The sequence below is a fragment of the Streptomyces sp. NPDC086549 genome, assembly GCF_044746205.1.
In the GTDB taxonomy this organism is placed as follows: Bacteria; Actinomycetota; Actinomycetes; order Streptomycetales; family Streptomycetaceae; genus Streptomyces.
Map to the genome: position 1 here is coordinate 18282 of NZ_JBIVBS010000033.1, position 26649 is coordinate 44930.

The window sequence follows — 26649 nt, forward strand, 5'->3', positions numbered from 1 at the left end:
CGCGGCTACCTGGACCTGCGCCAGGAGCTCGGCTCATAGCGTCACGGACCCGGGCCGGGTCCCGGGCTGCGGCGGGGCTCCTAGGTCGTTCCTGATGGCTCTTGGGCAGTGACGCGGAGCCAACAGGTTGTGCACGGCAGCCCTGCTGACCCGACGTCGACCTGGACCCTGGCGGCAGCACAGCCGTAGGCCCCGCTGTCAGCGATGGCTTCTAGCATTCTCCTATGCAGGCATCACTTCCGAAATCCCTGCCACCAGGCAGGATCATCGAGTCGTACCGCGAAGACGGCCGCCTTGTGTGGATGAGCGACCGCAAGTTGCTGGACGCGGACGCGTGGTGGAGACGCCTTTACGCCGACCGGTCCACGACGGGGCTGTATCCGGTCCTGCTCGAATACTCGGAGGACATGCACGACCACAAGGTCGGGGGACACGGCCCGGTCGACGCCGCCGCATACTTCCACGACGCGTGGGAGCCGGACGCCTGGCCGACCTTCCCGGCCTGGCCGGGCCTGGCGAAACCGGCTGCGGCGAAGGCCGAACCCGACGCCCGGGCGGCTGAGGCGGCCACCGCCGCCGTACGCGAGGACCGGGCCCGCTGCCTGGCACTCGTCCAGGCCGAGCGAGGCTCCGACGTGCCCGTGGCCCTCAACTGGCCCGGTATGGCCAACCACATGAGCACGCACGAACTGTCAGGGGTACTCCGCTCCTGGGAGGACCGGTTCGGCGCCCGCCTCGCGGGCTTCGGCCACGCCGACCTGTATCTCTCGGCCGCCGTCCCACCGCGAGACCTGCACGAGGCCCACGTGCTGGCCGCCGAGCATTACCTCGCCTGCCCCGACCTGTTCCACAGCGACCTTGATCTCGACTGGGACGCATATCCGGAGCAGCTCATGACCCGCCGGGAGTGGCGCTTCTGGTGGGACTGAGCCCGCGGCTCACACGGCGCCGACGTCCTCGGAGACGTAGCGGACGTACGGATCGGCGGGGCCTTACCGGGGCATCCCCGGGGCAGGACCGGGGCCAGTGCTCGGAAGACCCTGCGCAGGACGTCGTCGGTGAAGTCGACGCCCCTCTCGGTCGCCTGAAGTACCACACCACCCGCCACCACGCCCATGCGCCGGCTCACCCTCGCGCTCACCGGCGTTCACGCCGCGCGTCCCGCGACCCTGCGCGGCCAGTTGCTCGATGACACCGGGCTGCCCGACCGCAGGATCACGATCGGCGGTCATCCGCGCCGACTCGACGACCTCACTGCGCGGACCATCACGCAGTACCTCTTCCATCGCCACCGGCGATGGCCGCGCACCATCAACCCCCGCCTGATCGTCTCCGAGCACAGCGCCCAGAACGAGAATCCCGTCAGCCCTCACCTGGCTCGGTGATCAGTTCCGTGAGACCGGCGTCGCGCTCAACCAGATCCGGATGGACCGACAGCTCGAAGCGGCACTGACCCACGGGCCCGACGCCCTCCACCTGGCCGTCGTCTTCGGCATCAGCGAACGCGCCGCGATCCGCTACGCCAACGCCGACATGGCAATCCTCGAGTCCTTACTCGAACAGAACCAGTGGCCCCGGCCGGCCAGATTGGTCGACGCTACCGGCTGATCAGCGGCAGCGCGGGGAAGGTGTGGCTCTGCCAGATCAGGCGGGAGGGCTCTTCCGGGTAGGCGGTGACAGCCGGTCGAGTGTCGAAAAGCTGAACGAGGCGTTGACCGGTGTCGTACGCGGGCCAGCCGGGGTCACCGTGGGCGGCGAACGAAGCCCATGCGGCGCGCATCCGGGCGGACAGGGCCTCTGCCTCCGGGGAGGGTGTTTCACCGATCAGCATGGCAGGCTGGCCGCGGTCCAGGTTGCCGAAGACGAGTGGTACGTCGAGGCCGTGGCAGGCGCCGAAGGCACCGCCCATGCCCGGGGCCGGCCAGGCCAGCTCGTAGACATGCGCGCGGCCGCCGGCAGCCGTCTGGGCCTCGGCGAGGTGGAGCGACGGCATGCGGAACAGCCAGTCGGAATGGACCATTTCGTACAGCTCGTCCGGGCCCGCCGCCGGGAAGGCGTCGCGATAGCGGCGTGGGCCGTCCGGGCCGGGTGCGAAAACATGGAGGGCGTTCGCCGCCTGCTCCTCGCTCACCTCACCGAGCAGACCGTTGATGACACTGAACAGGCGCTGCTCGTCGCGGGTGTGGCCGACGAGGAGTTCGATGTCGCGGCCGGCGCCGTCGGTCAGGGCCTGCCACGGTGTGACGGCCAGGACCTCGCCGTCGACGACGGGCGAGAAGGGGATCGCTCTGCGCGCGGGCAGGCCCCAGCGTTGCGCCCACTGGTTCATCTTGGCGCCGACCGTGTCACCGGCGGCGGACAGCTGGCGTGGGGCAACGCTGGACAGGTCGGCCACCGTAGGCCGCAGCCCCAGCTCGGCGGCGCAGGCGGCAGTGATGTCCGCGGCAAGCTCCGGCGAGAAGAACGTGCCCGGCACACTCTGCGCGACGGCTCGGCGAAACAGCCCGGCCGCACCGTCCATCGCCAACAGCGCGGCGACCGATCCCCCACCCGCCGACTGGCCGAAAACCGCGACCCGGTCAGGGTCGCCGCCAAAGGCCCGGATGTTGTCGCGCACCCACTCGAGAACGGCGACCTGGTCGAGTAGACCCCGGTTGGGAGGAGCCCCCTCTATCTGTGCGAAGCCCTCTATACCCACGCGGTAGTTGAACGTCACCACGACGACCCCACCGTCCCGCGCGAGCCGACCACCGTCGTACTCGGGGAGGCCGGACATGCCGATCACGTAGGCGCCACCCTGGATCCACACCATCACCGGCAGTCCCGCGCCCGGATCGGCTTCGGGCGACCAGACGTTGACCGACAGCCAATCGTCGCCCGCCGCGTCCCGCGACAGCGCGTCCATGCCGAAATGCCCGCTCTGCGGGGGCGGCGGGCCGTACGAGAGGGCCTCCCGCACTCCGCTCCAGCCACGTACCGGTCGCGGCGCGGCGAAGCGCAACGCGCCGACCGGGGGCTCGGCGAACGGGATGCCACGGAAGACCGCCACACCCGCCTCCCGGCTGCCACGCAGCCTTCCGGCCGCCGTGCGGACTTCGGGCCGGGATCCGGATGGCTTGGACTCGGCAACGGTCATCACAACTTCCCCTCAAACAGGAGGAGAGGGCTCGTGGGCCCCGGACCCTGCGGATAATCCACCGCGGTTTGATGCCGCGCCAGCTATTTACGGATGACTCGGACTGCTGGAGCCAGGCATCCGCCGTCTTGATCGTCCATCTGCTCGGACTTCCGCTGGCACAGGCTCAGACTTCAGTGTTGGAGCGTCGCCGAACGCTCCAACGGCGCGATCACCCGCGAGGTCGGCGTCGGCAAAACCGTCTCCCGTCCGCACCTGCCTGGACACACTCGACCCGTCGAAATACGCCGTCGTCTACATCCCCAACCCGATGAGGCCGAGCGCAGCCTGGCCAACCTCGCCGTGGTCGCCCTCGACCGGCTCGAAGCCCTCGGCAGCGGGGTGGAGGCGCACTTTCGGGGCTGGGCTGGGCGAGCCGCGCGCCCGTTACTCAACGGATCTGTCTGATGCGGAGCGGGAGATCCTGCGACCGCTGGTGCCGGCGGTGAAGCCTGGCGCACGACCGGCCAAGCACACGCGGCGGGAGATCGTCAATCCACTCGTGTACTGGCTGCGGGTCGGCTGCGCCTGGCGGCTGTTACCGCACGATCTGCCTCCCTGGCGGACCGCGTATCACTACTGGCGCCAGTGGCGACGCGACGGCCTGTGGGAACCGGTAAGTGCACAGGGTACGCGGATCGTTTCACTCATGGACGAGACGATCGGAGGCGTGCTCACGCTTGCCGGTTTCCGCACCTGTGATGCGGTCGAGCTCACGACCTGGCCCCGGGAACCCATGTCGCGGGCCGACAGCCGAGACAGTGGTTCATCGAGTACATCCCCACGGAGGGTGTACTCGGTCTCATCGCCGGCATCCGTTCCTGCGATCCGAGCGGTGACGATGCCGGTGAGCCGCCCGGTATCAGCGTGGAGGGCAAGGCACGGCTCACCGGACGGGGCATCCGGACCGTGCAGGAGGGTCTGCACCGTCCGGCTGAGGCCGACCGGCAGGAGTTCGCACGCGTCTTCCGCAGGCTCGCCGGAGCGATGCACAGCCAGGACATGGTGTACAGGGGCTTCTGGAAGGCAGACCGGTCGCTGCTGGAACTTCCCGCCGAACTCTGCCTCCCGGCGCAGGAACCGCCGACCGTAGCCGGTACCCCGGTGACCCGGGCTCAGGTGCTCGCGGCCGCGTACATGACTCTGCTCGGCAGTATCGAGCTGGCCGCCGCGGACACCGTCGACGACGATGAAGCCGTCAAGATCACCGAAGCGTGGACGGCAACCCTGCTGAGGCGGCTGGACCGGGCACCTGACGAGGACCGGCAAGAGCTGATCCACCTCTTCCGAGAGGCTGCCGACGAAGAGGTCGACCCCACGCACAAGGCGTTCGCTTCCGGTTTCCCGGAGGCCATCGGTTTGGTCGAGGAGGGCGACTGAGCGACGACCACCTGATCAGGTGATCCGGCCGTCGGCCACCAGGCGTCCTCCGCTGGCTTCCATCCGCTGGGCGACGTCCACGAGGCGGTCGGCGAGCGTCTTGACCGACTCGTCGGGCGGCACGCACTTCTCAGGCCGCGAAGTCGTCGACCGCCTTGGCGATGTCGTCCCCGGTCAGGGGCTGCTGCATGTCGCTGAGCAGTCGCGCCAAGGCAGGCAGGGCGCTCTCCTGGTTGGTGAGCGCCACGCTCACGTAGTCCCCGTCCGGGACCAGGACCATGGCAGCCCGATAGCCGGGCAGCCGTCCGTTGAGGTACATCTGGCCCGACGGCCCCAGCGCCCACCCGAGGCCGTAGGCCATGGGGTCGTCGGACCGGGTGCGCGGACGGCGGATCTCCTCCAGGAGGGCCCGGTCGGCGAGCAGGTACTCGCCGACGGCCAGGAGCTCCGACACCGACGACCACAGGCCCCCACTGGGCCGACGGATGCGCGGGTAGGCGAGCAGCGGGAGTTCGGTCGCGCCTTTCCACCCGGTGACGGACGCAGCTGAGGTGTCGAAACCCGTCCCTGCAAGGCCCCAGGGGTCGAGGAGTTTTCCCTTCAACGCGCTCTCGTACGTCGTGCCGCGCAGGGCCGCAAGGATCGCGCCGGCCAGGAAATAGTTGCCGTTGTAGTAGGACCATCGCTCGCCGGGCTCCCGCTCGTTCCCGGCGCGGACCACGAGCCGGGCGGCTTCCAGGAGCGCACCGTCCCCGTCACCCAGAGCCGTCACCGTCGCCGCGTCCACCGATTCACGCAGGCCGGAGACCTGCCCCAGGATCTGCTCGACGGTGAGGCTCTCGTCGGCCCTCCAGTCCGGCGCGAGGCTGGGAAGCAGTTCGACAGCGGGTGTGTCCAACGGGACACCCTTGTCCCGCAACGTCTGGACCAGTGCCACGGAGGTGAACACCTTCGTCAACGACGCGATACGGAAACACGTTTCCGCCGTCACCACAACCGGTCCGCGGGTGGCCGTAGTACGTACTCCCCCCGCCGACAACCCCGCCACCACGGCCGGTACATCGCGAAGACCCGTCTGATCGTCCATCAGCTCCTGAAGATTCACAGTGCGCATGGTACTGACAACGTTCCGGCCAGTCGGGCGTACTGCCGCCAGCCGACGGCAGCACATCGGCAAGACCGGCAAGACCGGCGCCTGGGGACGGCAACGGAACAGCGCACAGGAGAACGCGGCGGACACGCGGACAACCGCCTCGCTGCGGCGACGCTGGCTGCAGGTCGAAGCGGACGCCGGGGTGGGGTATCAGGCGCAGCTTCGCCCACTCCACCCTCCGCTTCGCCGACAAGCGCATGGCCGGGCTTGAAGCACACGTCCTGGAACTGCATCAGTCACGCCGAGAATGGGGAACCGAGCAATGGTCAAGACCTGTGGATCAAGTTCTTGAGGTCTGGTCAGGCGTTCGTGGGTGATAGGTGATCGGGGAGGTCGGTGAGCCGTTCGATGCGTAGCACCGTTTCGTCTGCCGTTGGTGGTGGTCCACCGGTGATGAAGTCGATGCCGCGGTCCAGCCAGATGCCGATGAGCCCGGCGAGGGCGGCTGCGTTCACGTCGCTGCCCAGCATGTCGCCCACGTTGATCGCCTGAGCGGGGTCCGTCCGCATCCGTCGGCAGGCGGTGGCGTAGGCGACGGGCTTGGCCGCACCGAGCTCGGTCGGGGTCAGGATGGCTTCGAAGTATTCGAGGAGGCCGAAGCGGGCGAGCTTGGCGCGCTGCTGCTCGGGGTCCCCGTTGGTGAGAACGGCCAGACGAGGTCCTCGGGGAAGCCGTTTCAGGGTCTCCAGGCAGGGCTGGACGTCGGGATAGGTTCGCCAGGACTCCTCGAACACGGTGAGGTAGCGTTCGGCGAACCAGGCGTCCAGAAGGCCGGGATTTTCAGGAACCGGCTCCCCGAGCATGGGCAGGAAGGAACGGAGCCTGCGTCGGTGGTGCTCGGCGAAGGAGCACTGACCAGCCAGGTATTCCCGCATGTGCCGCCCCTCCAACGTCCACCACAACGTCACCAACTCGTCCGGTGGAGCCGTCGCGTTCGGCGCGGCCTGCACGATCTGGCCGATCGCTTCCAGGACTGCGCCTCGATGATCGACCAGGGTGCCGTCCAGATCGAAGAACACCACATCCGTCATGGGAGGATCATCTCGTGGCGAACCGCGTCGCTCGACCCCGGATTGGGAAGCTGTGGTCGTTTGTGGCTGGTTTGGACGCTGACCTGGGCAAAAGGCTGGCTGCGGCCTCTCGGTGGCTTGGCTGCTTTCACCGTGGTTTCCCGTGGTTCCCCATTGTTCCCCGCCCGATCTGGTGCGGTTGTGGTGCGGCCGCGGAGGGTCCTGCAGAGCACCACCGCCCCCTGGGCGGGTCCGGAAGATCATGCGAGAGTGGGCGCATGACGGCACTAGAAGCCCCGGTCGTGGCGGTCGACGAGGTCGAGGGCCTCGCGGTGGACGGCCTGCGGTGGCTGACCATGACGGCGCGAGAATCCCCCGAAGGAGGCCTTGCCTGGACCACCAGGCCCTCGGACAGCGAGCTCGACCCCACGCTCTACAGCGGTACGGCCGGGAACGTCCCCGTGCTCCTGGAAGCCTGGCGGCACTTCGGCGACGACTCCTACGCCGACGCCGCCCTGCGCGCGGCCCGCGGCCTCGCGGACGCCGTCGACGGCTGCGAGGACGACTCCCTCTATTTCGGCCGCACCGGAGTGGCGCTCGTCCTGCGAACCCTTCACGAAGAACTCGGCGACACCGCAGCCGGCGCCGCGGCCGACCGCGCGTTGGAACTCGTGCGGTCACGCTTCGACGGCGCTCGCTGGGGTGAACTGTTCGAGCTGATGGGCGGCAACGCGGGCATCGGCCTCGGGGCACTCCTGGCCGGCGACGCCGAACTGGCCGTCCTCGCCCTGGAGCCGTATCTGCGGGCGGCGGAGCAGACTCCGGCGGGCGTCCACTGGGCCCATCGCACGGGTATCGACTCCCGTCTCCACCACGTCTCGCACGGCACGCTCGGCATCGTCCTGGCACTTGCCCGGGTCGGCGGGGTCACCGGCCGTGCGGACCTGGTCGAGTTGGCGCTGGCCGGTGCTGCGGACGTCGTGGCGCGTGACGAAGCAGGGCCGGAGGGCTTCCTGGTGCGGCACTCCACCCCTCAGTACCGCCCCGATGTGATCGAGCCCGTCAGCTACGGCTGGTGCCACGGCCCGGCCGGCGACGCCCAAGTCTTCCGGCTGCTCAGGGACATCACGGCCGCCCCCGCCTGGTCCGCCCTCGCCGACCGCTGCTGGCACACGGTCACCCACTCCGGCCTGCCCCGGCGCCTGCGTCCCGGCTTCTGGGACAACAACGGCCGCTGCTGCGGCACCGCGGGCGTCCTCGCCCTGGCATGCGACCGGATCGCCGAACAGCAGGACTCGTACGACTTCGCCCAGGTCCTCGTCGCGGACCTCGCCGCCCGCGCGATCCGGGACAGTGACGGCGCTCGCTGGTCCAACTTCGAGCACCGGGCCACCCCGAGCAACCTCGAACCGTGCAGCGGCTGGGCGATGGGCAACGCGGGCATCGTCCGTGAACTCCTGCGCTTCGTTCGGCTGAGCCGCGGGGGCGATCCCCGGTACGCGTTCGCTTGGCCTGACCAGCCTCCGGTGCCCGCTCAGGCAACGATCCGCCGCTGTGACACCGACGCCGTGTCGTGATGGATCCGGTACCCGTGCGTGTCTGCAAACCGTGTCGGTATCGAACGGAGTTACTGCAGGACCGTTCACCGGCGCGGCAGCCTGGTCGAGTGCCCCCATTCCGGCGACCACCGCTTCAGGAGTTCGATCCGAGTCTGCTCCGGCTGCTACCGCCGGCTGATACGACTGCCGGACAGAGACGCTGGTGTACGCCCCTGTCCGGTGTCGTTGATGTCGGTCGTGGATGTCAGAAGCCGTCTGATCCGTAGCTCTGGAGAGATCGGTCAGCGACGGTCATGCAGCCCACACTTCGAGTCCAGAAGGAAGCGACAGGACGGGACCGGTTGCTGTGGTTGCTGTACTGCACGCCACGCTCCTCAGTAACAACTGCCGCATAGAGCACGCCGTCGGCTATGCACGCATCCAATCCTCGGCGTCTGCGAGCAGGGCGGCGACCTGGTCCTCCAGAGCCGCAATCTCGGCCTCGATCCGCTCCTCCTTGTCGACCAGGCGGCCGTAGCTCATCGCCTTGAGCCTGGAGGCGTTCGCTTCGAGCTTGGTGCCGTCCCGGGCAACGCGGCCCATCTTGACCATGCCGAGCTTCTGTGCGAGGTGCAGCGACTGGGTGAACAGGTCCGCGAGGGCGTCCAGGTGGCGGTGGCGGAACCGCGAAATCGAGCGGAAGTCCGGGGCTGGTCAACGGCCAGGAACCGGAACGCGATGTCGTCGGCGCACTTGCGCTCGATCGCCCGCGAGGAGCGCACCCCGGTGGTGCAGCCGTAGATCAGCAGGCGCAGCATGAGCCGCGGGTCGTAGGGCGGGTAGCCGCGCTTCTCGGTGTAGTCGGCCAGGACCGGCGCCAGGTCCAGCACGTCGTCGACGGCGTATACCGTGATTCTTTCGTACCTACCATCATCAACCGGAGGCGAGGTGCCGCCCGGTCGGATAATCCAAGTGCGGTCTGGTCACCCGGCGTGATACTCCTCCCTGCCATGGGGGATCTTGTGACAGCGCGGCTCGTGCTTCATCCGATGACCGTCAGCGAGGCTGAGCGAGTGGTGGCGGGCGAGTCGGACAGCGGTGCCCGATGGGCGCCCGGATACCCCACGGATGGGGACGTGTCCGCTGCCAGGCGCTTCCTGGGCACCTGCGCGAACACCGGTGATCCCCAGCCGTTCGGTAACTATGAGATTCGTCGCCGCGAGGATGGTCTGGCGATCGGCGGCCTGGGCTTCCACGGACCTGCGGACGAGAACGGCAGCGTCACGATTGGCTACGGCCTCATCCCGTCAGCGCGAGGCAAGGGATACGCCGCCGAAGCCGTCCGCGGACTGCTGCTGTTCACGCAGTCACGTGACGTCACCTGTGTGAAGGGCGACGCCGACCACGACAACATCGCGTCCCAGCACGTCATGATGGCAGCCGGCATGCGGCCGGCCGGACAAGATGAACGCGTCAGGTACTTCGAGATCGCGTGGACCGACACGACGGCGAATACTGACCCACGCTCCTAGCCCCGCGGCGCCCTCGCTCCGGCCCCACACGGCTGCACGCCGATAATCGTGCAGCGGGGAGCCAGCCGTGTCGCGATACTGGGGCGGTGAGCGACACCATGTCTGAGCACGAAGCGAGTACTGAACGGTTGGGGCGAAGGGTCTACCTCGGGCTGCGTGAGGACAACCTCGACCCGCAGGACGTCGTCGCCCTCGCTTGCGAACTACTCGACTGGTTTCACTACACCGACGCCATCGTGGAGGTCGTCGAGCGGAGCCCGGCCGAGGTGTCGCCGGCGGAGATGACCGCCCTGGCCCGGCGGATTCTGGACGACGTGGGCTTCGATCCCGGCTTCGCCCTCGCCCCAGAGCGTTTGGGGACGTTGCGCGCCGCGCTGCGGGTCATAGCCCGCGACCTGCCCACGCGTGGGATCGAGGGCGAGCCGGAGGTCGAGGTCTTGGAGGACTGGTTCCCGGTGGGAGCCGGTGTCCGCCTTGCCGACGGCGGACGGCTCAACTGGGGCGGCCACATCCTGCCGAACATGTGCGACGACCCGACCACGGCGCTGACGAGCCTGGCGATCATGATCCAGGAGAGCCTGCTCGAATGGACCTGGCGGGTCTGGCCGGTGTGCCCTCGACATGACCTCGGCGTCCACGGCTCCGAGCGAGATGGCACAGCCGTGTGGTGGTGTGCGGGCGATGGCGGACACATGCTCGCGCCGGTGGGCGAACTCTCGCGTGCGCTTGGCAGCCGTCGCCGTAAGTAGGGTCGGCGGTGGACGCGGAGGTCCTACACAGGGAGCTTCACGTTCGGGCAGTTGGAGGCTGACACGTCGACGACGGGTGAGTTCGGCTTCGCCACTGGTCCTCCGGGTGAGCTCCTGCACCAGCGAGAGGGTCGGGGGATGTCCGGACGCGCCGTTTTGTGTGCACTCCTTGGGTGCGGTTACTCCGATTCCGGCCGTGGGCACCATGTGCCGTCGAGCGGAATACCGGCGGCCGCCGCGATCCGGTTGCGTGATTCGAGCAGTCGGTTCCTCAGCGTCGGCAGGTCCACGTCCACCAGCACGCCGTCGCGTTTGACCACTCGGCCGGCGACGAGGACTGTGTCCACCAGGCCGGGATGGCCTGCGCTGACGATGGTGCCGGCCGGGTCGGTGACCGGGAACACGGTCAAGTCGTCGGTGCGCAGCAGGATGATGTCGGCGTCCTTGCCGGGCGTGATGCTGCCCGTTCGGGCGGCGAGCCCGCATGAGGCGGCGGCATCGATGGTGGCGAACTCCAGCAGGTCCCGGGAGCGCAGGCCACCGTCCAGACCGCGCTGCACGGCGAAGGCGGTACGCATCGTGGAGAACATGTCACCGCCGACCGACGGGACGTCGTCGATGGACAGCGTCGGGCGCAGGCCGGCGGCCAGTACCCGGCCGGTCATCGGGTTACCGAACCCCATCTTCAGCTCGACGTCCGGGCTGATCGACACCGAGCTGCCCGCGTCGGCGAGCATCCGCAGCTCTTCGTCACTGATCCCGTTGGCGTGCACGAACGTGGTGGTGTCCCGCAGCAGACCGTGCTCGCTCAACTCGGCGACCGGGCGCTGCGTCCCGCCGCCGTCGACATGCAGGCTGGTGCGCAGGCCGAGTTCGGCCGCCAGCTTCAGCTCCCGGGCGACGGTGTCCATGCCGGTGGCTTCTGGCCCACGCAGCCCCCACGCCATGGTGACCGGGCCGTCCCCGGCCAGGTCGGTGCGAACGCGGCGGATCGCGGCGTCGACGGGGTCGGGAGTGCCCCATCCGGCACCGAGACAGAAGATCGACCGCCCCGGCGCGTCCCGCAACGCGGCGACGGCGGCGTCCTCGTGCTCCGGGGTCTGCGCGACGTGGTACCAGTCCAGCATCGTGGTCACGCCGGAGTACAGGGCCTCCAGGCGGCCGAGCAAGGTTCCCGCATAGACGTCCTCGGGCTGGTAGTGCGGCTTGACCGTGCCGTGCATGGCCACCGCCCACTCGGGGAACGTCCAGTCCGCGCCGACACCTCGGAACGCGGTCTGCCAGGTGTGGCGGTGGTTGTCCACGAAGCCGGGCATGACGATCCGGTCGGTCGCGTCGATCACCTCGGCATCCGGCGCGTCGATCCGCTCGGCCACCTCGACGATCACACCGTCCTCGATGAGCACGTCACCGCGGTCGAGATCACCGACCGCCGGGTCCATGCTGACCACGGTGCCGCCAGTAAGCAGGGTCTTCATCGGTTGAACTCCTTCACAGACGCTTTCGGATTGTTCAAGATCAGGTTGTGGCGGCCGCCGAGGCTCCGCTCGCAGCCGCGCCGATCAGCCACGGGCGGCCAGGGCCTTCTGCCGCAGGTAGCCGACGAGGGCAAGGGCCATCGCCAGGCCGGCGGTGGAGTACGACTGCACCCGGGTGTCGGGCTGACGTGCCATGAGGCACGGGATCGCCAGCACTCCGGCCAGGCGCCACCCTGGTCAGGGCCGGAAAGGCCCCCATCTTCATGACCAGCCTCTCGGGCACCTCCCGCTCCAGCCGCCGGCGCATCCGCAGCTGGGCGGCGGCGATGAAGCCCCACACCACGAGCACGGCAGCGCCGACCGTGTTGAGCAGCCAGGCAAGGACGATCTCCGGCCACCGGTAGCTGAGCAGTACCGCGAGGAAGCCGAACCCGGGCTCGGCTCAACCTCTACGGTCACTCAGGCGCCGACGCTACCGGCAGTACGGCTATTACCGGCTCCGGTGGCGCTCACCGCGTCGGCCGCGGCGAGCGCGTCGGCGACCAGGTCGGCGGTGTCCTCCGTGCCCGCGGCCAGCCGGACCAGGCCCAGCGGAACCGACTCGGCGATCTGTTCCTCGCTGAGCATCCCTCGCCACATGGACGCCGGGTGCACGGCCAGCGATTCCACGCCGCCGAGACTGGCCGACCGGAGGGGGTAGCGCAACTTGCCGAGGAAGGCGTCCGCCATGTCGAAACCGCCGGCGAACTCGATTCCGAGCACCCCGCCGAAACCGGTCATCTGGTCGGCCGCCAGCTTGTGTTGCGGGTGGGTCGCCAGACCGGGATAGTGCACCTTCGCCACGGCTGGATGCTCGATCAGCGCCTCCGCGAGCGTCTGGCCGTTGGCGTTGTGCCGTGGCACGCGCAGCGGAAGGGTGCGCATGCCGCGCAGCAGCAGCCACGCGTCGAACGGGCCGAGCGTGGCACCGGTGAGCAGGCCGACGTCCCAGATCCGGTCCAGGAGCTCGGCCGGACCGGCTATCACTCCGGCGGAGACGTCGGAATGGCCGTTGAGGTACTTGGTCGCGCTGTGCCAGACCAGATCGATGCCGAAGTCCGCCGGCCGCTGGTTCAGCGGAGTGGCGAAGGTGTTGTCCGCCAAGGTCAGCACATCGTGCGCGCGGGCCAGGTCCGTGACCGCGCGCAGGTCGGTGATCTGCAGCAGCGGATTGCTCGGCGACTCCACCAGGATCAGGCGGGTCCGCGGGGTCAGTGCCTTCGCGAACGCCTCCGGGTCGGTCTGGTCCACCAGGGTGGTGGACACACCAAGACGCGGCAGCAGGTTCAACAGCACCGACGCCGTGCCCCCGTACGTGGACTTCTGCCCGATGACATGGTCACCGGCGGACACCAGAGCCAGCACTGCGGTGGTGAGCGCAGCCATCCCGGACGCGGTGACCATGGCCGCCTCGGTGTTCTCCAGCTCCGCGGCGACGGCCGCGACCTGGGCGTGGTTCGGGTTGCCGAAACGGGTGTAGAAGTCCTTGCCCCGCGGGGCGACGGCGCCCTGCGCGAAGGTCTCCCCGTCCTCGGCCCAGAACGCCGCCGTCTGGTAGATGGGCGGAGCCACGGCGCGGCTGGGATGAATTTCGCGATCGGCGTGAACGGTGATGGTGCTCTTGCCCGGCATGGCTGCCCTTCCGTGAACCGTCGGGATGACTCCATGAAGCGTGACCGACCGTCGCTTCGATGTGGGCGGATCCCAGCAACTTTGGCAGCAAATTGCGCTCAGACTGGATACGTGATTGTGGTACTTGACCTATGGGAGCAATAATCTGCCACCGTGGATGAAGTGGACCGGTCAATTCTGGCCGTGCTCGAACAGCAGGGTCGTATCAGCAACGCTGAGCTCGCCGACCGCGTCGGGCTGTCGCCGTCCCCCTGTCTGCGGCGCGTGCGCCAACTGGAGGAAGCCGGGGTCATCCGCGGTTACCGGGCGCTGATCGATCCGGCCGCGGTCGGGCGCAGTCTGCGCGTGTTCGCCGGTGTCCGGCTGATGCGGCACACCCGCGCGGACGTGGTCGCGTTCGAGCGTGGGATCACGCAACTGCCCGAGGTGGTCGCCTGCCACCACATCACCGGCAACTTCGACTACCTGCTCCAGGTCGAGGTGGCCGACCTGCCGGCCTACGAGGACTTCCACGCCAACCAGCTGGCCGGCCTGCCCGGCGTGGCCACGGTGACCAGCTACGTCACCATGAAGACCCTCTCCACCGACACCACATGACACTCCCGTCCCGGCCCCGGGGGTCCGGCTCATGGACCGCCGTACAACTGTCCGCGCTCCGGCAACTGCCGCCGGAGCGCGGGCGGTGGGACGGTGGGACGGTGGGACGGTGGGACGGTGGGACGGTGGGACGGTGGGACGGTCAGAGGATGATGGTGCCGCGGATGCAGACGGTGGCGGCGCCACTGACCCAGACGGTGCCGTCCGTATCGGCGGTGACCTCGATGCTTGCGGCCCGTCCCAGCCTCGTGCCCTGGGAGACCCGGTAGGCGGAGGGAGCAGCGCCGGTGGAGGTGAGCCACTGCCCGACGGCGGCGTTCATGCTGCCGCACGCAGGGTCCTCGGGCACACCGACGCCCGGGGCGAAGGTACGCATCTCGAAGTGGTGCGGAGCCCCGTGGGGGTAGGCCCCGATCGCCCCAACCATCGCGGTCGGGATGAGGGAGAAGTCAGGTTCGAGGGCGATGACCTCCTCGGCCGTGGACAACTGGACCACGGCCCAGCCGGGACCGTTGTCGACCCACTGGTGGGCCACGACTCGGTCACGCGTGACGCCGAACGCGGCCACGATCCGGTTCAGGTACTCGTCGTCGAGCGTGCCCTCACGCACACGAGGCGGGGCGGCAAAGGACAGAGTCTCCTCGCCACGGCGCACGGTGACCAGGCCCGCGGCGCACTCCTGCACGACACGGTCGGCGTGCTGCGGCAAGCCGCCGCCACTCAGCCAGGCACGCGCGGAGCCGAGCGTGGGGTGCCCGGCGAACGGCAGCTCACCGTCGGGCGTGAAGATCCGCAACCGGTAGTCAGCCTCCGGGACGGTGGGAGGCAGCACGAAGGTGGTCTCGGACAGATTCGTCCACCGCGCCACACGCTGCATCTCCTCGTCGCCCAGGTCCGTCCCATCCAGAACGACCGCGACCGGATTGCCACGATAGGGGCTCGTGGAAAACACGTCGACCTGCACGAACGATCGTGTACGCGGCATGGTCATCGAGGGACCTTTCGGTAGCGGTTGCAGCGGTTTCTGCGTGTCCCACCCCTCGGCGGAAGCCGGTCCATCCCAACGGGAGTCCGCACGGCCAGGACAGAGCCAGTCACAACAAAGTGGATTGATCGGCCGGGACCTGAGGTAGGGGTTGTCCTCCCGATTCAAAGACCTGGCGGACCAACGGTTCTGGCGCGTGGAGATGCCCGGAGTGGGCGCCGACGGTTGCGGACCACTGGAGCCGCCGGCCACAAGGTCAACCTGAACAAGGTGGTCACGCACTGGCCGGGGCATACTGCGGGTGGCCGGCTCCCTGGTCACCGGGCAGGTGCGGGCCTACGACCTGCTGCGGATGTTCGGCCGCGAGGAACGCCCCACCCCGCTGGGCACCGCGTTCGCCGGGTACGGGCGGATCGCCGAGACCCTCCACCTGCTGCGATACCGCGAGGGTCTGGAAGACCAACTCGGCGCGCTCGGCCTGGTCCTGAGCGCCGCGCTTCTGTGGACCACCCGCTGCCTGGGCGCTGCCGTCATCACTCTGCGGGCACTGCCCGCCGACCATGGAGAGCACGACCTCCTGGACGAGGACGTCGCCCGTTTGCCCCCGCTGCGGCACGCGAATCTCAACTGTCGCGACCGCTACAGCTTCCGCGCCGCCGTCCCGGCCTGCTGGGTCGACGGGGTCGACGGGCACTCCGCAATGGGCCAACGTCGAGCCCCCGAGGTGACCACGCCCGCTCGGGTCCGTGTCAGGGTGCCGGGTCGGCTGAGGATGCTGCCACGTCACCCCGTCCATGCCGGGCATACGCAGGTCCATCGCCACCACGTCCGGGTGCAGCTCGCGGACGAGCCGGACGGCCTGCGCGCCCGTCCCGGCCTCGCCGACGACTTCGATGTCGGGCGTGGCGTCCACGACCATCCGCAGTCCGGCGCGGACCCGCTCCCGCTCGTCGGCGAGGACGACGCGGACCCTCATCGCCCCTCCCCCTGCCGGAACCCGCCCTCGGGGCGTGGCCCGGCGCTGAACCATCCGTCCAGCAATGCGACGCGTTCACGCACTCCGGAGATGCCGTAGCCGTCCCCGCCGGTGGTGCCGTTGCGCCCGTCATCGGTGACTTCGATGGTCAGCGCGTCGGGACGGTGCTCGATCGCCACGCGGCAGTGGCCGGTACCGGCGTGCCGCACCACGTTGGTCACCGATTCCTGGACGATCCGGAACGCCGCGTGGTCGACCGTCGTCGGCAGCCGATTCGGGACGCCGAGCCACCGCACGTCCACCTCCACGCCTTCCGCCCCCGTGGTCACGGTCAGCCGGTCGAGCTCGTCAAGCCCGGCGAGCGCGCACCGATCACGAATGGATCCAGACGACAGTCCGCGTTGCCTGCTGCCGAGGGGTTGTAGATTATTGCCTCACTGAGACTCACCCGACCGCTCCATGAACTGGTGTCATAGGGCCGTTTTCCCACCGGTGCCACAACGCGTTGTCGCTTCCGCGAGTGAACTCCTCCCGGACAACGGCGCGGCTGCCCGGGTGACGGTAGGCGGAGCCGCGGCGCACGCCGGGGATGAGATACCGACCGTCAAGGCCGCGGCCACCATCGCCCCAGCCGCCAAGGCTGTCGCAACTCGGGCGATGGGCCTCTTCCTGTTCATGTGATTCTCGCTTTACATGGCCCCCGCTCCTGTGTGCTCAGGGCGTGAGCGTTACTCGTGGGTCCCCGTCCCTGCCGGGTGTTACGGCTTGTTTTGCTGAGGGTGACGGTTTTGGATCAGATGCCCTTTAATTCAATGGCCAGGACACCTGAATTCGATGCGCTCCGACTCAGACGGTCGGACAACCGCTGTCAGAGCGCAGCGCACTCCAGGTGTGCGTTCCAACCCGGCCGTCGACGGTGAGCTTTATGCTGCACCCCCTGTTGTTGTCCCACGTCTGGAATCCCTTGACAGCCGCGAGGGTTTTGCCGCCGAAGTCCCCGTCCACGCCGTCACCGTTCGGGCCGGTGGAGCCGAGGTTCCAGCCCCAGACGTAGACCAGCAGGCACTGGACTTCGCGAACCCGGTCGTTGTTGTTGCCGTACACCGTTTCGGCGGTGCCGCTGTAGTAGCCGCACGACCAGGACTTGACCTGCACTTTGGAGGCACTCACGGACGTGGACGCCGGGGCGGCGGCCGCGGTCCCGGCGGCGGTCAGGCCGAGGCCTGCCGCAAGGGCGGTAGCGGCGCACGCTGCGGCGAACTTGGTGCTGACGGACATGCTGATCTCCTCGTGTCGTCCTCGACGGGGAAAAGATCTCTTCTCCGAATTACTTACAGCCTGAAACAAATGGCCGAATTCTGTTCGTGAAGGATGTTGCCAGCGGTGCCGCGAACTGGCAATGATATGTCGCCCGGACTTAAAAGCCGAGGCCGCACGGGGGGAACGGCATGCTCCGTATTCATTTCACCGACGCTGATTTAGCGCGCACGCGCGTGGCCGCCGCCCCGGACCCGCTGTGGGAGATCACGTTCAGTCTGCACCGCTTCCAAACCCGCCAGGGCCGCTGGGCATACGCCGACTGGCATCGCCGCGCACTCGCAGCTCTGAGCGAGAAAGGGCTCGACCGGGCCCTGCCGAGGAGACTTCTGCCGCTGTTCCCGAGAGCCGCCTACTTCCCCGACTTCCTCAATCCCGCCGAGGCCTCCCTCGGACTCTCCGCCGGCCTTGCGGCGATCGTGGACACTCCGCCGAGCCGGGTCCGCGACGAACTGAGCCGTCTGGCCCGCGAACCGACGGGCGCACCGTTGTGGCTCACCGGTCTCGCCGAGAAGGAGAACCGCGAAGAACTCGCCGCGGCACTCAAGGACTACTACAACGCCGCGATCGCCCCGTACGACGACCAGATACGCGCCCGCCTCGACAGCGACCGGCACACCCGCTGCCGCGCCCTGTTGCACGGCGGGGTGGAGCGGCTGCTCGGCAGCTTCGGCACGATGATGCGCTGGCGGGCTCCTGTCCTGCACGTCGAGTACCCGGTGGACCGCGATCTTCATCTCGGCGGGCGCGGCCTGCTGCTGGTTCCCTCGTACTTCTGCTGGCGGACACCGGTCGCGCTCTCGGACCCCCTACTGCCACAGGTACTGGTCTACCCGCTGCACCCCCTGCCCGCCGCCGAAGCCGTCGGGAACCGGAGCGAGCGGCCGCTCGCCGTCCTCCTGGGCCGTACCCGTGCCATCGTCCTGCGCTCCACCGCGACCGGTGCCACCACCGGCGAACTGGCGCGGGCCGCGGGCATCTCGGCGTCGGCCGCCAGCCAGCACACCACCGCCCTGCGCGACGCCGGCCTGATCAGCACCCGGCGTAACGCGGCCTCCGTGCTGCACACCCTCACCCCTCTCGGGGCCTCCCTGCTGCGCATGGGCAGACCCGCAGGGTTGTAGCCGCCTCGCATGTCCGGAGACCCGGGCCCCTCAGCCCTCGGCAAGGGCCCCAAGGCCCTCCTCGACGAGGGCGTGAAGGTGACATAGAGGATCCCACCGAGCTTGAGGACGCGGTTCACCAGAGGCCCCACGCCCGACCACAAAAGACCCACATTCCCATGCGCGCCGAAGTCGCCGCTCGCATGGTCGTCTACCCCGGCTCTACGAATTTTCGACCCGGTCTCATCGACGGTCGACCGGCAGTCGCGGCGGGGCCGGGTCAAAATCAACACGCGCTTCCACCACGGATTCTGCCATCCTGAGGCCCGTGCCAGCCCGTAACCGCCGTCTGCCGCGCGATTTGTCGTGGCCGCTCACCACATCGGACATCCGCTCCGCTCTCGGTGAGCAGGTGACCAATGCCGCCGACCTGGGCTTCGACAACCGCCCACACGACGACGGGACTCTCCTGCACGTCGAGTGGATCCCACCGATCTCCTCCAACTACGGCAGCGGCATCCACCCCGCCTTGTGGTACAGCGTGCGGATCTGCGTCGCCCCGCTTCCGGCTACCGAGCGGGCTGTAGCCCGCCGCGCCCTGCAGCAACACGCCCTTCCCGAACTCGCTTCATGGATCGGCGCCGCGCGGCGCGCACCGGAGGGCTGGACCCTGACCCGGCGAAGCCGTTGCTGGCGAGTGACCGGGAGCACCACTGCGTACCGAGACGACTGGCAGCCGTATCGCTGACGAACTGTCGCCCGGTCAGCCCTCGCCGAGACAGGAGGACGGCACCTTCGAACAGCTCACCGGACTGCTGCGACGCCCGGTACGCGAGGCCCAGGGCCGAAGCGTCGAGCCCTCCGCGTGCGTGCTGGAATCCCAGACCATCAAGACCTCCGCCGACGTGCACCGCGCGGACCAGGACACCGACGCCGGTAAGAACTCGGCTTCGGCCACACGAGTCTGGAGGCTCAGGGGTACGACGCCATCGAGGCCCGAGTGGCGCGAAGCTACGAGCGGTTCGTCGAGAAAAAGGGATTCACTTTCCGGGCCCGCGCCGATGCGGTACGCCTCAATGGCGTGATCAAGTTCGGCTGGGAGACGGTGTCCGCCGAAACCGACGAAGTGGTGGGCGACGGCTTGGACATTCTCGTGCTCGACGACGACGGCCGGATCAAGGCCGATTACATGTTCCCGGGGGCCTGATCCCCAGTAGCAGAGGCGCCCATTGGCCCGGCGGCCGCCGAGAGTGCCTCGGCTGTCGCCGCGTCGGCGGGCAGGAACGCCTCCAGCTTCAGCTCGGCCAGTGTTACGTCAACGGCGGTGGCGAAGGTGGTCACGGTCGTCATCAGGCGCAGCTCACCGTACGAGGACTGCAGGCGGAGCGGAACTGCGAAACCGAGTGGCCCGGCGGACGGATCCAGCTGGGGAACGTACCCGGTGAGCTCGGCGCGCAACTCTTCCAGGTGGCCGAGGCGGGCCAGGATGTGGCGGGCCCATTCGGCGAGGTTGCGGATGCGGGGAGCCAGGCCGTCGGGATGCAGCGCAAGACGGTAGATGTTCGTGCCCGGGCCGACCAGCTCGGGGGCCGCACCTTCGGTGATCAGGTCGAATGCGGTGTTCGCGGCGATCAGGTCACCGCCGCGGTCCACCACCAGCGCCGGATACGGCAGATGCCCGCGCAGGATGTGGTCGATTGCCGTGCGCACGGGAGCCAGCACCGGGTCGTCGAGTGCGCTCTCGGGGTAGGCCGGTGCGTACCCTGCGGCCAGCAGCAGCTCGTTGCGCTCCCGCAGCGGCAGTTCCAGCGACTCGGCCAGGCGCACGACCATGTTCCGGCCGGGGACGGACCTGCCCGATTCGATGAAGCTGAGATGGCGCTGCGTGGTGCCCGCCCGAAGCGCCAGGTCGAGCTGGCTGAGATGACGGCGGGTACGCCGTTCGCGAAGCGCACGAGGGAAGTCCACGGACCTGTTTGTAACGGAGGCGGAGGGTCCCAGGCCATTCCCCCCAGGGAATTGTCGCCTCGCGCACCTGTCGTGAACATCGCCGACATGGACATCGGTGTACTGCTTCCGACCGGAACCGCCCAGTGGGGTGCGGCCGACGACCCTCGCGAGCTGGTCGTCCTCGGCCGCCAGGCCGAACGCCTGGGCCTCTCCTCGCTCTTCGTCAACGACTCCCTGATCAGCCCGCGCATCGAGGCGCTCACGATGCTGGCCGCGCTCGCCCCGGCGACCGAGACCGTGACGCTGGGTACGGCTGCACTGATGCCGTTCCTGCGTCGGCCGATCCAGGCCGCGCAGTCACTTGGATCGATCGACGTGCTGTCCGGTGGCCGGCTCACCGTGGCGGTCGGCGCCGGCTTTCCTGGCCGTTTCGGGCGGCCCCTCTACAGGCTGTCCGAGCTGCCGTGGGAAAGACGCTTCGCCCGCCTGGACGAGACTGTCGCGCTGTGGCGGGCCCTATGGGACGGCGCCGACTCCTTCCACGGCGAGATCCTCCAGTTCGATGACATCCCGCCCACGACCAGGCCGTACCAAGCGGGCGGCCCGCCCATCTGGCTCGGCGGCGCGACCCCCGCGGCGCTGGCGCGCACCGGCCGGACGTACGACGGATGGCTGCCCTACCCGCCTGACCCCGCCGACTACGCATCCGGCCTTAGCCATGTCCGCCGAGCGGCGGCCGACGCCGGGCGTGCAGCCGAGGACATCACCCCCGCGCTGTTCGTCTCGGTACGGATCGACGACGACACCGAGAGCGGCCGTCGAGCACTGGACGCCTACGCACGGGCCACATACGGCATGCCGCTGGAGGAACTGGAGAGGATCCAGGCCGTTGTCACCGGCTCCGCCGACCAAGTGCTCCAGCGGCTGGGACAGTACGTCGCCGCCGGCGTCCGGCACATCGTCGCACGGCTCGGCGCCCTGGACCTGCGCTCCCAGCGCGACCAACTCGAACGGATAGCAGACCTGATACCCGCCGTACAGAAGGCAGCGGATCACGCCGCTGCCTTGGAAGGCTCCTGAGCCCGGCCCAGCCGCGAAGGGCGTCCTGTTCCGGCTGCGGCTGATGCATCCCGAGATCACAAGAGGGCCGAGGCGCGGCCGGTGGGGCTGCTGCACTGCGGTCGGATCGATGCGGCCACGTACGGAGCGAGGATGCGGTCTCTGACCGACGGGCGGCGCGCACACCGGTGAGGGCGTCACGGCCGGCGCCGGAAAGCGACCGCCCGGCCCGGGCCCCTCGGCACGCGGGCAGGGACGACCGGCCCCTGCCGACGCGATCGCCCCATGAGTTGACTGAGCACCACCCGCACCTGGCCGCGATCGGCCTGAGCACAGCGGAGACGCCCTGTGCGCCACGCCGTCCGCATCACGGCGGACGGTGCGGTGCACGGGATTGTGAACACAGTCGGCCGCCCGTACACCGGGCCGGCAGAAACGGAGGGACGTCATGACCGACGCTCCGCACCCATCCCACGCCTACCTGGTCGGCGGCGGCATCGCCTCCCTCGCGGCGGCTGCCTTCCTGATCCGCGACGGCGGCTTGCCGGGCGAGAACATCCACATCCTGGAGGAGCTCCCGGTCGCCGGCGGCTCGATGGACGGTCGCGGAGAGCCCGGCGGATACGTCACCCGGGGCGGCCGGATGCTGGAGGAGGAGGCGTACACGTGCCTGTGGAACCTCCTGGAGACGATCCCCACGCTCACCGACGAGTCGGTATCGGTGCGCGAGGAGATCACCGAGTTCAACGCCAAGTGGCCCACCGACGCCAAGGCCCGCCTGATCGGCAAGGGTGCCGTGATTCTCGACGCTGCCGACTACGGTCTCGACGCGCGTGACCGGCTGGAGCTCACGCGTCTGCTGGTGCTGCCCGAGTCGGTGATCGGGGCCCGCCGGATCGAGGACTTCTTCTCCCCGCACTTCTTCGCCACCAACTTCTGGGCGATGTGGCGCACCACCTTCGCCTTCCAGAACTGGCACAGCGCGATCGAGCTCAAGCGCTATCTGCTGCGGTTCATGCAGGAGTTCCCCCGCATGCACACCCTGGCGGGTGTGCGCCGCACCCGCCTCAACCAGTTCGACTCGATCATCCGCCCGACGCGGGTCTGGCTCGAGGAGCGCGGCGTGCGCTTCGAGCACGGTGTGCGCGTCAGCGACGTCGACTTCACCACCGAGGACGACGGCACCCGCCGGGCCACCCGCCTGCACCTCGACCGGGCCGGGCAGGGCGACTCCTACGAACTCGGCGCCGACGAGTACGCGTTCCTCACCCTCGGCTCGATGACCGCCGACGCGGCCTACGGCAGCGACACGGCCGCCCCCGAACTGGTGCGCGCCAAGCGCGACGGGGGCTGGCGGCTGTGGGAGGCCATCGCCGGCAAGGCCGACGACTTCGGCCGGCCCACGGCGTTCAACGGCAACGTGGACGAGGCCAAGTGGGAGTCCTTCACGCTCACCATGCGCAGCCCGCTGCTGCTGCACCGCATCGAGGAGCTGTCCGGCAACCTGCCCGGCACCGGCGCGCTGATGACGTTCAAGGACTCCAACTGGCTGATGTCGATCGTCGTGCCGCATTCCCCGCACTTCGAGGGTCAGCCCGAGGACGTGTACACCCTGTGGGGCTACGGCCTGTTCGTCGACCGCGAGGGCGACTTCGTCGGCAAGCCGATGGCCGAGGCCACCGGCCGGGAGATCCTCACCGAACTGCTGGGCCACCTGGGCCTGTCGGACATCGAGGAGCAGGCCGCGGCGACCACCACGGTGATCCCGGTGATGATGCCCTACATCACCAGCCAGTTCGCCCCGCGCACCACGCACGACCGGCCGCTGGTCATCCCGCGCGGCGCGACGAACTTCGCCTTCCTGGGCCAGTTCACGGAGATCCCGGAGGACGTCGTCTTCACCGTCGAGTACTCGGTGCGCGGCGCCATGCACGCCGTCTACGGCCTGCTCGGCCTCGACGACCACGAGATACCCGGCATCTATCACGCCCTGGCGGATCCGCGGACCGCCTTCGAAGTGCTCACAGCCGCCCTGGCCTGAACACACAGAGCCGCACCGTCCTGCGTGGTTCCCACGTGGGCCAGTCCCTTCCGCCCGCTGGGCGGTCGGAAGGGACTGGGAGCCGTCAAACGCTGCTCGGCGACCTGACCTGCTGCCCGACGTGAGAGGAAACGGGGTGTGCGATGAGCGACCCACCCATCCGACAAAAAACCTGCGAAACGCCGTACACGCGGACCAGGGCGCACACGCCTGGCCAGCTGCTCGGCGGTGGGCTGCTCGTCCTCGCTGCGTTGCTCGTGGCCGGCACGCTGCTCGGCCCCGTCGGCTTCACAGCGATCCGCTACCCGATCCCCGGCCATGGGGCGCTCATGAGCCAGCTCGTGGCCCTGGACGTCTTCTCGGTCGCGGTCGTCGCTCCCGTGGCCGTGTGCGCCGCCGTCCTCGTACTGCGCCGGCACCCGCTGGGCGGCGTGCTCGCCCTCGCACCCAGCGTCTATACGGCGTACATGGTTCCGCAGTACGTGCTGGGACCGCAGTACCTGCGCTACGACGGCAACAGCGAGGCGTTCTTCCCGCTGGAGCTGGCGCTGTTCGTCCTCGGCTGGACCACGGCCCTGCTCGCCTGGCAGCAGATCAACCCGGCGACCTGGACGCCGCCCGGCCGACGGGAACGCCTCACCGGCGGAGTACTGATCCCGCTCCTGGCGATCGTGACCTGCACGCGGTACGTGCCGGCCATCCTCGACGCCGCCGGAACACACCCGTCGGCCGCCGACTACCAGGAGGGCCCCGGCTACTTCTGGACCATCGCCCTGCTCGACCTCGGCGTGGGCTTGCCCGCCGCCATCGCCGCCATCGCCGGGATGCGCCACGGCCGCCCGTGGGCCCGCAAGGTCGCCATGGCGCTGTCGGGTTGGCTGGCCCTGATCGGCCCGGCCGTCGCAGCCATGGCGATCAGTGCATGGCTGCGGAACGTCCCCAACGCGTCCGCTGGGCAGGCCGCCGGGATGACGGCGCTCGGTCTGCTCTTCGCCGCGCTCGGCCTCACCCTGCTCACCGCGGTGTGGCCGACCGCACCGCAGGCACGACACAAGGAGGTGTGATGAACCGATGACACGCGTACTGTCCGCACAACCACCGCCACGGCGGCCCGCACCGTTCGGAGCCAGTTAGCCAGAGCTCCCATGATGGTGCCGGCCGCCCGCTCGCCGTCAGACAGGAACCCCTATGACCTGATGAACGGACGATACCGCAGAGGCCCCTTCGCCGACCGAGGCGGCAACACGTTTGATTGACCCGTGTCGTACATCCCCTGCGGCAAATACACGGGGAATACTCGTTTCGAAGGGAAGAGGGGCACGTTGCAATTTCCGCCAGGACGGGCCCAGGTTTTCGCTGCGAATCTGAACATCAGTGTATATGAATCCGTTCTTGTCCACCGCGCAGGCAGCATTCAGCCAATCGGTTGCCGGTGCCGCACCTATGAAGCAGAAAAGCCCGCTGCATCCCAGCAGAGATTCGGCACCAGTGGCAGAATTTCTGATCCTGATGGCCTCGAGGACATCTTTTCCTTCGAGTGCTGTCACTTCGGTCGACGTATGCACTGCGATGCGCGGATCCGCGAGAAGTCGGCGAACAAGGTACGAGGACATGCGGGCCCCGATGTCGTCGCGGCGCAGGATGATGTTCACTGCACTTGATTTACTCGCCAGGAACAGTGCGGCTTGCCCGGCAGAGTTTGCCCCTCCCACCACAGCCACCGATCTGCCTGCGCAGGACCGAACTTCTAGCTCAGTCGCAGCGTAGTAGATTCCCGCGCCTTCGAAATCTTTCCAGCGGGCAATTGGAAGCGACCGGTAGTGAGCACCGGTTGCGATAATTGCGGCACGCGCAAGAATATTCATACCGTCGGACAGGGAAATCTGTACCCGGTCGTCCAGGGGCTGGAGGCCTACGACACGTGAAGGCGAGTAGAGGCGAGATCCGAATTTGAGCGCCTGCACAGCGGCAAGACGGGTCAGTTCTGCACCGCTGACACCGTCAGGAAATCCCAGGTAGTTCTCGATGCGGGAACTGGCCGCAGCCTGGCCTCCAAGGCCCACGGCGTCAAACAGAATCGTTCTGAGTCCTTCTGATGATCCATACACCGCTGCAGCCAGCCCAGCGGGACCGCCCCCGATGACAACAAGGTCCACCTCCTCATCCTTGATTCTTTCATGTGATAGTCCCAGATCCTTCGCAAGGCTTCCGGGCGTGGCGTGACGCAGGGAATGCCCCGGAAGAAGAACAGCAGGCAAGTCACTTACGGTGAGCGAAGCGAGCCGCATCAATAGCGATCCGTCAGGCGCGCTGTCGTCCAGCCATCGATACGGAAGTGCCATGTGTTCGAGGTACGACCGCAACGCCATGCACTCGGCTGAAGAAGCGCTCCCGATGACTTCGATGGTGTGCGAGGCCGACTCCATCAGAATTTCACGTCGGGCCCTGAAAGCAGTAAGAAGGATGCCGGAGAGCGCAGTCTCAGTTTCCATCAACAAGCGAAACCGGTCAGGTGGAATTCGGTATATGAGGCCATCAGTAGCGGCACGAGCAGGGAGATTCACAGACTGTCCGGTAAGAATGCTGAGCTCACCAATAAATTCTCCGGGACCGAATGCAACGATAACCTCCTCCGGATAGCCCGGAGTGGCCTCCTTGATGATTTCCAGCCAACCCTGATCGATTACCACCAGGTCGTACTTCTCATCTCCCAACCGGAATATCAATTGCCCTGCGGAGATGGTTTGAGGAACGCCAAACTCGAAAAGGCGAGCCAATTGACTGTCCTCAAGGCGAGGATATGCTCTATCACCCCAGATACGGCGGCCTGGTTTTCGCGAGGGCATGATCAGCTCCCCTGAGTCGTACGGTATTGCACCAATAACCGGAGCCCGCGCTGACGCGCCAGCCGTGCAGCCGGGGGCGGCCCGCCCCG

General features: G+C 68.4%; 24 protein-coding genes and 5 pseudogenes. 16 read left to right on the plus strand and 13 right to left on the minus strand.

Annotated elements, in window-relative coordinates:
- The first annotated feature begins 224 nt into the window (after positions 1 to 224).
- The 3 genes from ACIPSA_RS48565 (at position 225) to ACIPSA_RS48575 (ending at position 1608) form a co-directional block, all read left to right on the plus strand.
- Entirely contained in the window at positions 225 to 929 is a 705-nt protein-coding gene (locus ACIPSA_RS48565; protein WP_402647989.1) for a DUF4253 domain-containing protein, read from the plus strand.
- A 186-nt stretch (positions 930 to 1115) separates the two neighbouring features.
- Complete coding sequence (locus ACIPSA_RS48570; protein WP_402647991.1) at positions 1116 to 1385, plus strand: hypothetical protein; 270 nt, start codon at positions 1116 to 1118, stop codon at positions 1383 to 1385.
- A 40-nt stretch (positions 1386 to 1425) separates the two neighbouring features.
- A complete protein-coding gene (locus tag ACIPSA_RS48575) occupies positions 1426 to 1608 on the plus strand; it encodes a hypothetical protein (protein WP_402647994.1) in 183 nt (60 codons plus the stop codon).
- On the opposite strand, the gene ACIPSA_RS48580 is transcribed toward ACIPSA_RS48575, so the two are convergent.
- On the minus strand, positions 1598 to 3136 hold the full coding sequence (locus ACIPSA_RS48580; RefSeq protein WP_402647997.1) for a carboxylesterase/lipase family protein: 1539 nt from the start codon (positions 3134 to 3136) through the stop codon (positions 1598 to 1600). The genes ACIPSA_RS48575 and ACIPSA_RS48580 overlap by 11 nt on opposite strands.
- A 310-nt stretch (positions 3137 to 3446) precedes the next feature.
- On the opposite strand from ACIPSA_RS48580, the pseudogene ACIPSA_RS48585 reads away from it, so the two are divergent.
- A pseudogene (locus ACIPSA_RS48585) lies at positions 3447 to 3779 on the plus strand (transposase); the annotation flags it as partial.
- Positions 3780 to 4042: 263 nt separating this feature from the next.
- A complete protein-coding gene (locus ACIPSA_RS48590; RefSeq protein ID WP_402648067.1) occupies positions 4043 to 4555 on the plus strand; it encodes a hypothetical protein in 513 nt (170 codons plus the stop codon).
- Between the two features lie 130 nt (positions 4556 to 4685).
- On the opposite strand, the gene ACIPSA_RS48595 is transcribed toward ACIPSA_RS48590, so the two are convergent.
- Together ACIPSA_RS48595 and ACIPSA_RS48600 are read right to left on the minus strand one after the other, a co-directional pair.
- Positions 4686 to 5726: a serine hydrolase domain-containing protein gene (locus ACIPSA_RS48595; RefSeq protein ID WP_402648063.1), complete on the minus strand. Its 1041-nt coding sequence runs from the start codon at positions 5724 to 5726 to the stop codon at positions 4686 to 4688.
- A 281-nt stretch (positions 5727 to 6007) separates the two neighbouring features.
- A complete protein-coding gene (locus ACIPSA_RS48600; protein WP_402648000.1) occupies positions 6008 to 6739 on the minus strand; it encodes an HAD family hydrolase in 732 nt (243 codons plus the stop codon).
- Positions 6740 to 6996: 257 nt separating this feature from the next.
- Between ACIPSA_RS48600 and ACIPSA_RS48605 the strand changes: the two genes are divergently transcribed.
- Positions 6997 to 8295: a lanthionine synthetase LanC family protein gene (locus ACIPSA_RS48605; RefSeq protein ID WP_402648004.1), complete on the plus strand. Its 1299-nt coding sequence runs from the start codon at positions 6997 to 6999 to the stop codon at positions 8293 to 8295.
- 408 nt (positions 8296 to 8703) lie between these two features.
- Here the strand turns inward: ACIPSA_RS48605 and ACIPSA_RS48610 are convergent.
- Positions 8704 to 9155 (minus strand): annotated as a pseudogene (locus ACIPSA_RS48610) (transposase); the annotation flags it as partial.
- A gap of 111 nt (positions 9156 to 9266) precedes the next feature.
- Between ACIPSA_RS48610 and ACIPSA_RS48615 the strand changes: the two are divergent.
- Positions 9267 to 9788 (plus strand): GNAT family N-acetyltransferase, encoded by a 522-nt coding sequence (locus ACIPSA_RS48615; RefSeq protein ID WP_402648007.1) that lies wholly within the window; start codon positions 9267 to 9269, stop codon positions 9786 to 9788.
- A gap of 86 nt (positions 9789 to 9874) precedes the next feature.
- On the plus strand, positions 9875 to 10537 hold the full coding sequence (locus ACIPSA_RS48620) for a hypothetical protein (RefSeq protein ID WP_402648010.1): 663 nt from the start codon (positions 9875 to 9877) through the stop codon (positions 10535 to 10537).
- 179 nt (positions 10538 to 10716) lie between these two features.
- On the opposite strand, the gene ACIPSA_RS48625 is transcribed toward ACIPSA_RS48620, so the two are convergent.
- From ACIPSA_RS48625 to ACIPSA_RS48635, 3 genes and pseudogenes are all read right to left on the minus strand, one after another.
- Positions 10717 to 12015 carry an amidohydrolase family protein gene (locus ACIPSA_RS48625; RefSeq protein ID WP_402648012.1) on the minus strand — a complete coding sequence of 433 codons (1299 nt, stop codon included), beginning with the start codon at positions 12013 to 12015 and terminating at the stop codon, positions 10717 to 10719.
- Positions 12016 to 12099: 84 nt separating this feature from the next.
- Positions 12100 to 12445, minus strand: a pseudogene (locus ACIPSA_RS48630) (amino acid transporter); the annotation flags it as partial.
- A 29-nt stretch (positions 12446 to 12474) separates the two neighbouring features.
- Positions 12475 to 13686, minus strand: a complete 1212-nt coding sequence (locus ACIPSA_RS48635; protein ID WP_402648014.1) for a trans-sulfuration enzyme family protein — start codon at positions 13684 to 13686, stop codon at positions 12475 to 12477.
- 153 nt (positions 13687 to 13839) lie between these two features.
- On the opposite strand from ACIPSA_RS48635, the gene ACIPSA_RS48640 reads away from it, so the two are divergent.
- Positions 13840 to 14283: an Lrp/AsnC family transcriptional regulator gene (locus ACIPSA_RS48640; protein WP_402648016.1), complete on the plus strand. Its 444-nt coding sequence runs from the start codon at positions 13840 to 13842 to the stop codon at positions 14281 to 14283.
- Between the two features lie 142 nt (positions 14284 to 14425).
- On the opposite strand, the gene ACIPSA_RS48645 is transcribed toward ACIPSA_RS48640, so the two are convergent.
- A complete protein-coding gene (locus ACIPSA_RS48645) occupies positions 14426 to 15268 on the minus strand; it encodes a PhzF family phenazine biosynthesis protein (RefSeq protein ID WP_402648019.1) in 843 nt (280 codons plus the stop codon).
- Between the two features lie 154 nt (positions 15269 to 15422).
- On the opposite strand from ACIPSA_RS48645, the pseudogene ACIPSA_RS48650 reads away from it, so the two are divergent.
- Positions 15423 to 15935: pseudogene (locus tag ACIPSA_RS48650) on the plus strand (Tn3 family transposase); the annotation flags it as partial.
- Positions 15936 to 16052: 117 nt separating this feature from the next.
- On the opposite strand, the pseudogene ACIPSA_RS48655 reads toward ACIPSA_RS48650, so the two are convergent.
- The 3 genes and pseudogenes from ACIPSA_RS48655 to ACIPSA_RS48665 form a co-directional block, all read right to left on the minus strand.
- Positions 16053 to 16244 (minus strand): annotated as a pseudogene (locus ACIPSA_RS48655) (response regulator transcription factor); the annotation flags it as partial.
- The gene (locus tag ACIPSA_RS48660; RefSeq protein WP_402648022.1) at positions 16241 to 16573 is read right to left on the minus strand and encodes a sensor histidine kinase; all 333 of its coding nucleotides are present in this window, start codon (positions 16571 to 16573) and stop codon (positions 16241 to 16243) included. The pseudogene ACIPSA_RS48655 and the gene ACIPSA_RS48660, both read right to left, overlap by 4 nt.
- Positions 16574 to 17090: 517 nt before the next feature.
- The gene (locus ACIPSA_RS48665; RefSeq protein WP_402648024.1) at positions 17091 to 17522 is read right to left on the minus strand and encodes a peptidoglycan-binding protein; all 432 of its coding nucleotides are present in this window, start codon (positions 17520 to 17522) and stop codon (positions 17091 to 17093) included.
- A gap of 170 nt (positions 17523 to 17692) precedes the next feature.
- On the opposite strand from ACIPSA_RS48665, the gene ACIPSA_RS48670 reads away from it, so the two are divergent.
- From ACIPSA_RS48670 to ACIPSA_RS48680, 3 genes are all read left to right on the plus strand, one after another.
- On the plus strand, positions 17693 to 18685 hold the full coding sequence (locus tag ACIPSA_RS48670; RefSeq protein WP_402648027.1) for an ArsR family transcriptional regulator: 993 nt from the start codon (positions 17693 to 17695) through the stop codon (positions 18683 to 18685).
- 307 nt (positions 18686 to 18992) lie between these two features.
- On the plus strand, positions 18993 to 19412 hold the full coding sequence (locus tag ACIPSA_RS48675; RefSeq protein WP_402648030.1) for a hypothetical protein: 420 nt from the start codon (positions 18993 to 18995) through the stop codon (positions 19410 to 19412).
- A gap of 252 nt (positions 19413 to 19664) precedes the next feature.
- Entirely contained in the window at positions 19665 to 19871 is a 207-nt protein-coding gene (locus ACIPSA_RS48680; protein ID WP_402648032.1) for a hypothetical protein, read from the plus strand.
- On the opposite strand, the gene ACIPSA_RS48685 is transcribed toward ACIPSA_RS48680, so the two are convergent.
- Positions 19850 to 20632 (minus strand): helix-turn-helix domain-containing protein, encoded by a 783-nt coding sequence (locus tag ACIPSA_RS48685; protein WP_402648033.1) that lies wholly within the window; start codon positions 20630 to 20632, stop codon positions 19850 to 19852. The two genes, ACIPSA_RS48680 and ACIPSA_RS48685, sit on opposite strands and share 22 nt — an antisense overlap.
- Positions 20633 to 20719: 87 nt before the next feature.
- On the opposite strand from ACIPSA_RS48685, the gene ACIPSA_RS48690 reads away from it, so the two are divergent.
- The 3 genes from ACIPSA_RS48690 to ACIPSA_RS48700 all read left to right on the plus strand — a co-directional run bounded on the left by ACIPSA_RS48690 (position 20720) and on the right by ACIPSA_RS48700 (position 24778).
- The gene (locus ACIPSA_RS48690) at positions 20720 to 21694 is read left to right on the plus strand and encodes an LLM class flavin-dependent oxidoreductase (protein WP_402648036.1); all 975 of its coding nucleotides are present in this window, start codon (positions 20720 to 20722) and stop codon (positions 21692 to 21694) included.
- 427 nt (positions 21695 to 22121) lie between these two features.
- Positions 22122 to 23714, plus strand: coding sequence for an oleate hydratase (locus tag ACIPSA_RS48695; RefSeq protein WP_402648039.1), 1593 nt, complete (start codon positions 22122 to 22124; stop codon positions 23712 to 23714).
- Positions 23715 to 23857: 143 nt separating this feature from the next.
- Entirely contained in the window at positions 23858 to 24778 is a 921-nt protein-coding gene (locus ACIPSA_RS48700; protein ID WP_402648040.1) for a hypothetical protein, read from the plus strand.
- Positions 24779 to 24886: 108 nt separating this feature from the next.
- On the opposite strand, the gene ACIPSA_RS48705 is transcribed toward ACIPSA_RS48700, so the two are convergent.
- Positions 24887 to 26491, minus strand: coding sequence for an FAD-dependent oxidoreductase (locus ACIPSA_RS48705; protein ID WP_402648042.1), 1605 nt, complete (start codon positions 26489 to 26491; stop codon positions 24887 to 24889).
- Positions 26492 to 26649 lie beyond the last annotated feature (158 nt).

Bases quoted from the DNA above. Each gene is read 5' to 3' on its own strand.
- ACIPSA_RS48635 (WP_402648014.1), bottom strand. From the start codon at position 13,686: ATGCCGGGCAAGAGCACCATCACCGTTCACGCCGATCGCGAAATTCAT.
- ACIPSA_RS48580 (WP_402647997.1), bottom strand. From the start codon at position 3,136: ATGACCGTTGCCGAGTCCAAGCCATCCGGATCCCGGCCCGAAGTCCGC.
- ACIPSA_RS48565 (WP_402647989.1), top strand. From the start codon at position 225: ATGCAGGCATCACTTCCGAAATCCCTGCCACCAGGCAGGATCATCGAG.
- ACIPSA_RS48645 (WP_402648019.1), bottom strand. From the start codon at position 15,268: ATGCCGCGTACACGATCGTTCGTGCAGGTCGACGTGTTTTCCACGAGC.
- ACIPSA_RS48670 (WP_402648027.1), top strand. From the start codon at position 17,693: ATGCTCCGTATTCATTTCACCGACGCTGATTTAGCGCGCACGCGCGTG.
- ACIPSA_RS48665 (WP_402648024.1), bottom strand. From the start codon at position 17,522: ATGTCCGTCAGCACCAAGTTCGCCGCAGCGTGCGCCGCTACCGCCCTT.
- ACIPSA_RS48570 (WP_402647991.1), top strand. From the start codon at position 1,116: ATGCGCCGGCTCACCCTCGCGCTCACCGGCGTTCACGCCGCGCGTCCC.
- ACIPSA_RS48700 (WP_402648040.1), top strand. From the start codon at position 23,858: ATGAGCGACCCACCCATCCGACAAAAAACCTGCGAAACGCCGTACACG.
- ACIPSA_RS48690 (WP_402648036.1), top strand. From the start codon at position 20,720: ATGGACATCGGTGTACTGCTTCCGACCGGAACCGCCCAGTGGGGTGCG.
- ACIPSA_RS48695 (WP_402648039.1), top strand. From the start codon at position 22,122: ATGACCGACGCTCCGCACCCATCCCACGCCTACCTGGTCGGCGGCGGC.
- ACIPSA_RS48595 (WP_402648063.1), bottom strand. From the start codon at position 5,726: ATGTGCTGCCGTCGGCTGGCGGCAGTACGCCCGACTGGCCGGAACGTT.
- ACIPSA_RS48605 (WP_402648004.1), top strand. From the start codon at position 6,997: ATGACGGCACTAGAAGCCCCGGTCGTGGCGGTCGACGAGGTCGAGGGC.
- ACIPSA_RS48575 (WP_402647994.1), top strand. From the start codon at position 1,426: ATGGACCGACAGCTCGAAGCGGCACTGACCCACGGGCCCGACGCCCTC.
- ACIPSA_RS48615 (WP_402648007.1), top strand. From the start codon at position 9,267: ATGGGGGATCTTGTGACAGCGCGGCTCGTGCTTCATCCGATGACCGTC.
- ACIPSA_RS48625 (WP_402648012.1), bottom strand. From the start codon at position 12,015: ATGAAGACCCTGCTTACTGGCGGCACCGTGGTCAGCATGGACCCGGCG.
- ACIPSA_RS48600 (WP_402648000.1), bottom strand. From the start codon at position 6,739: ATGACGGATGTGGTGTTCTTCGATCTGGACGGCACCCTGGTCGATCAT.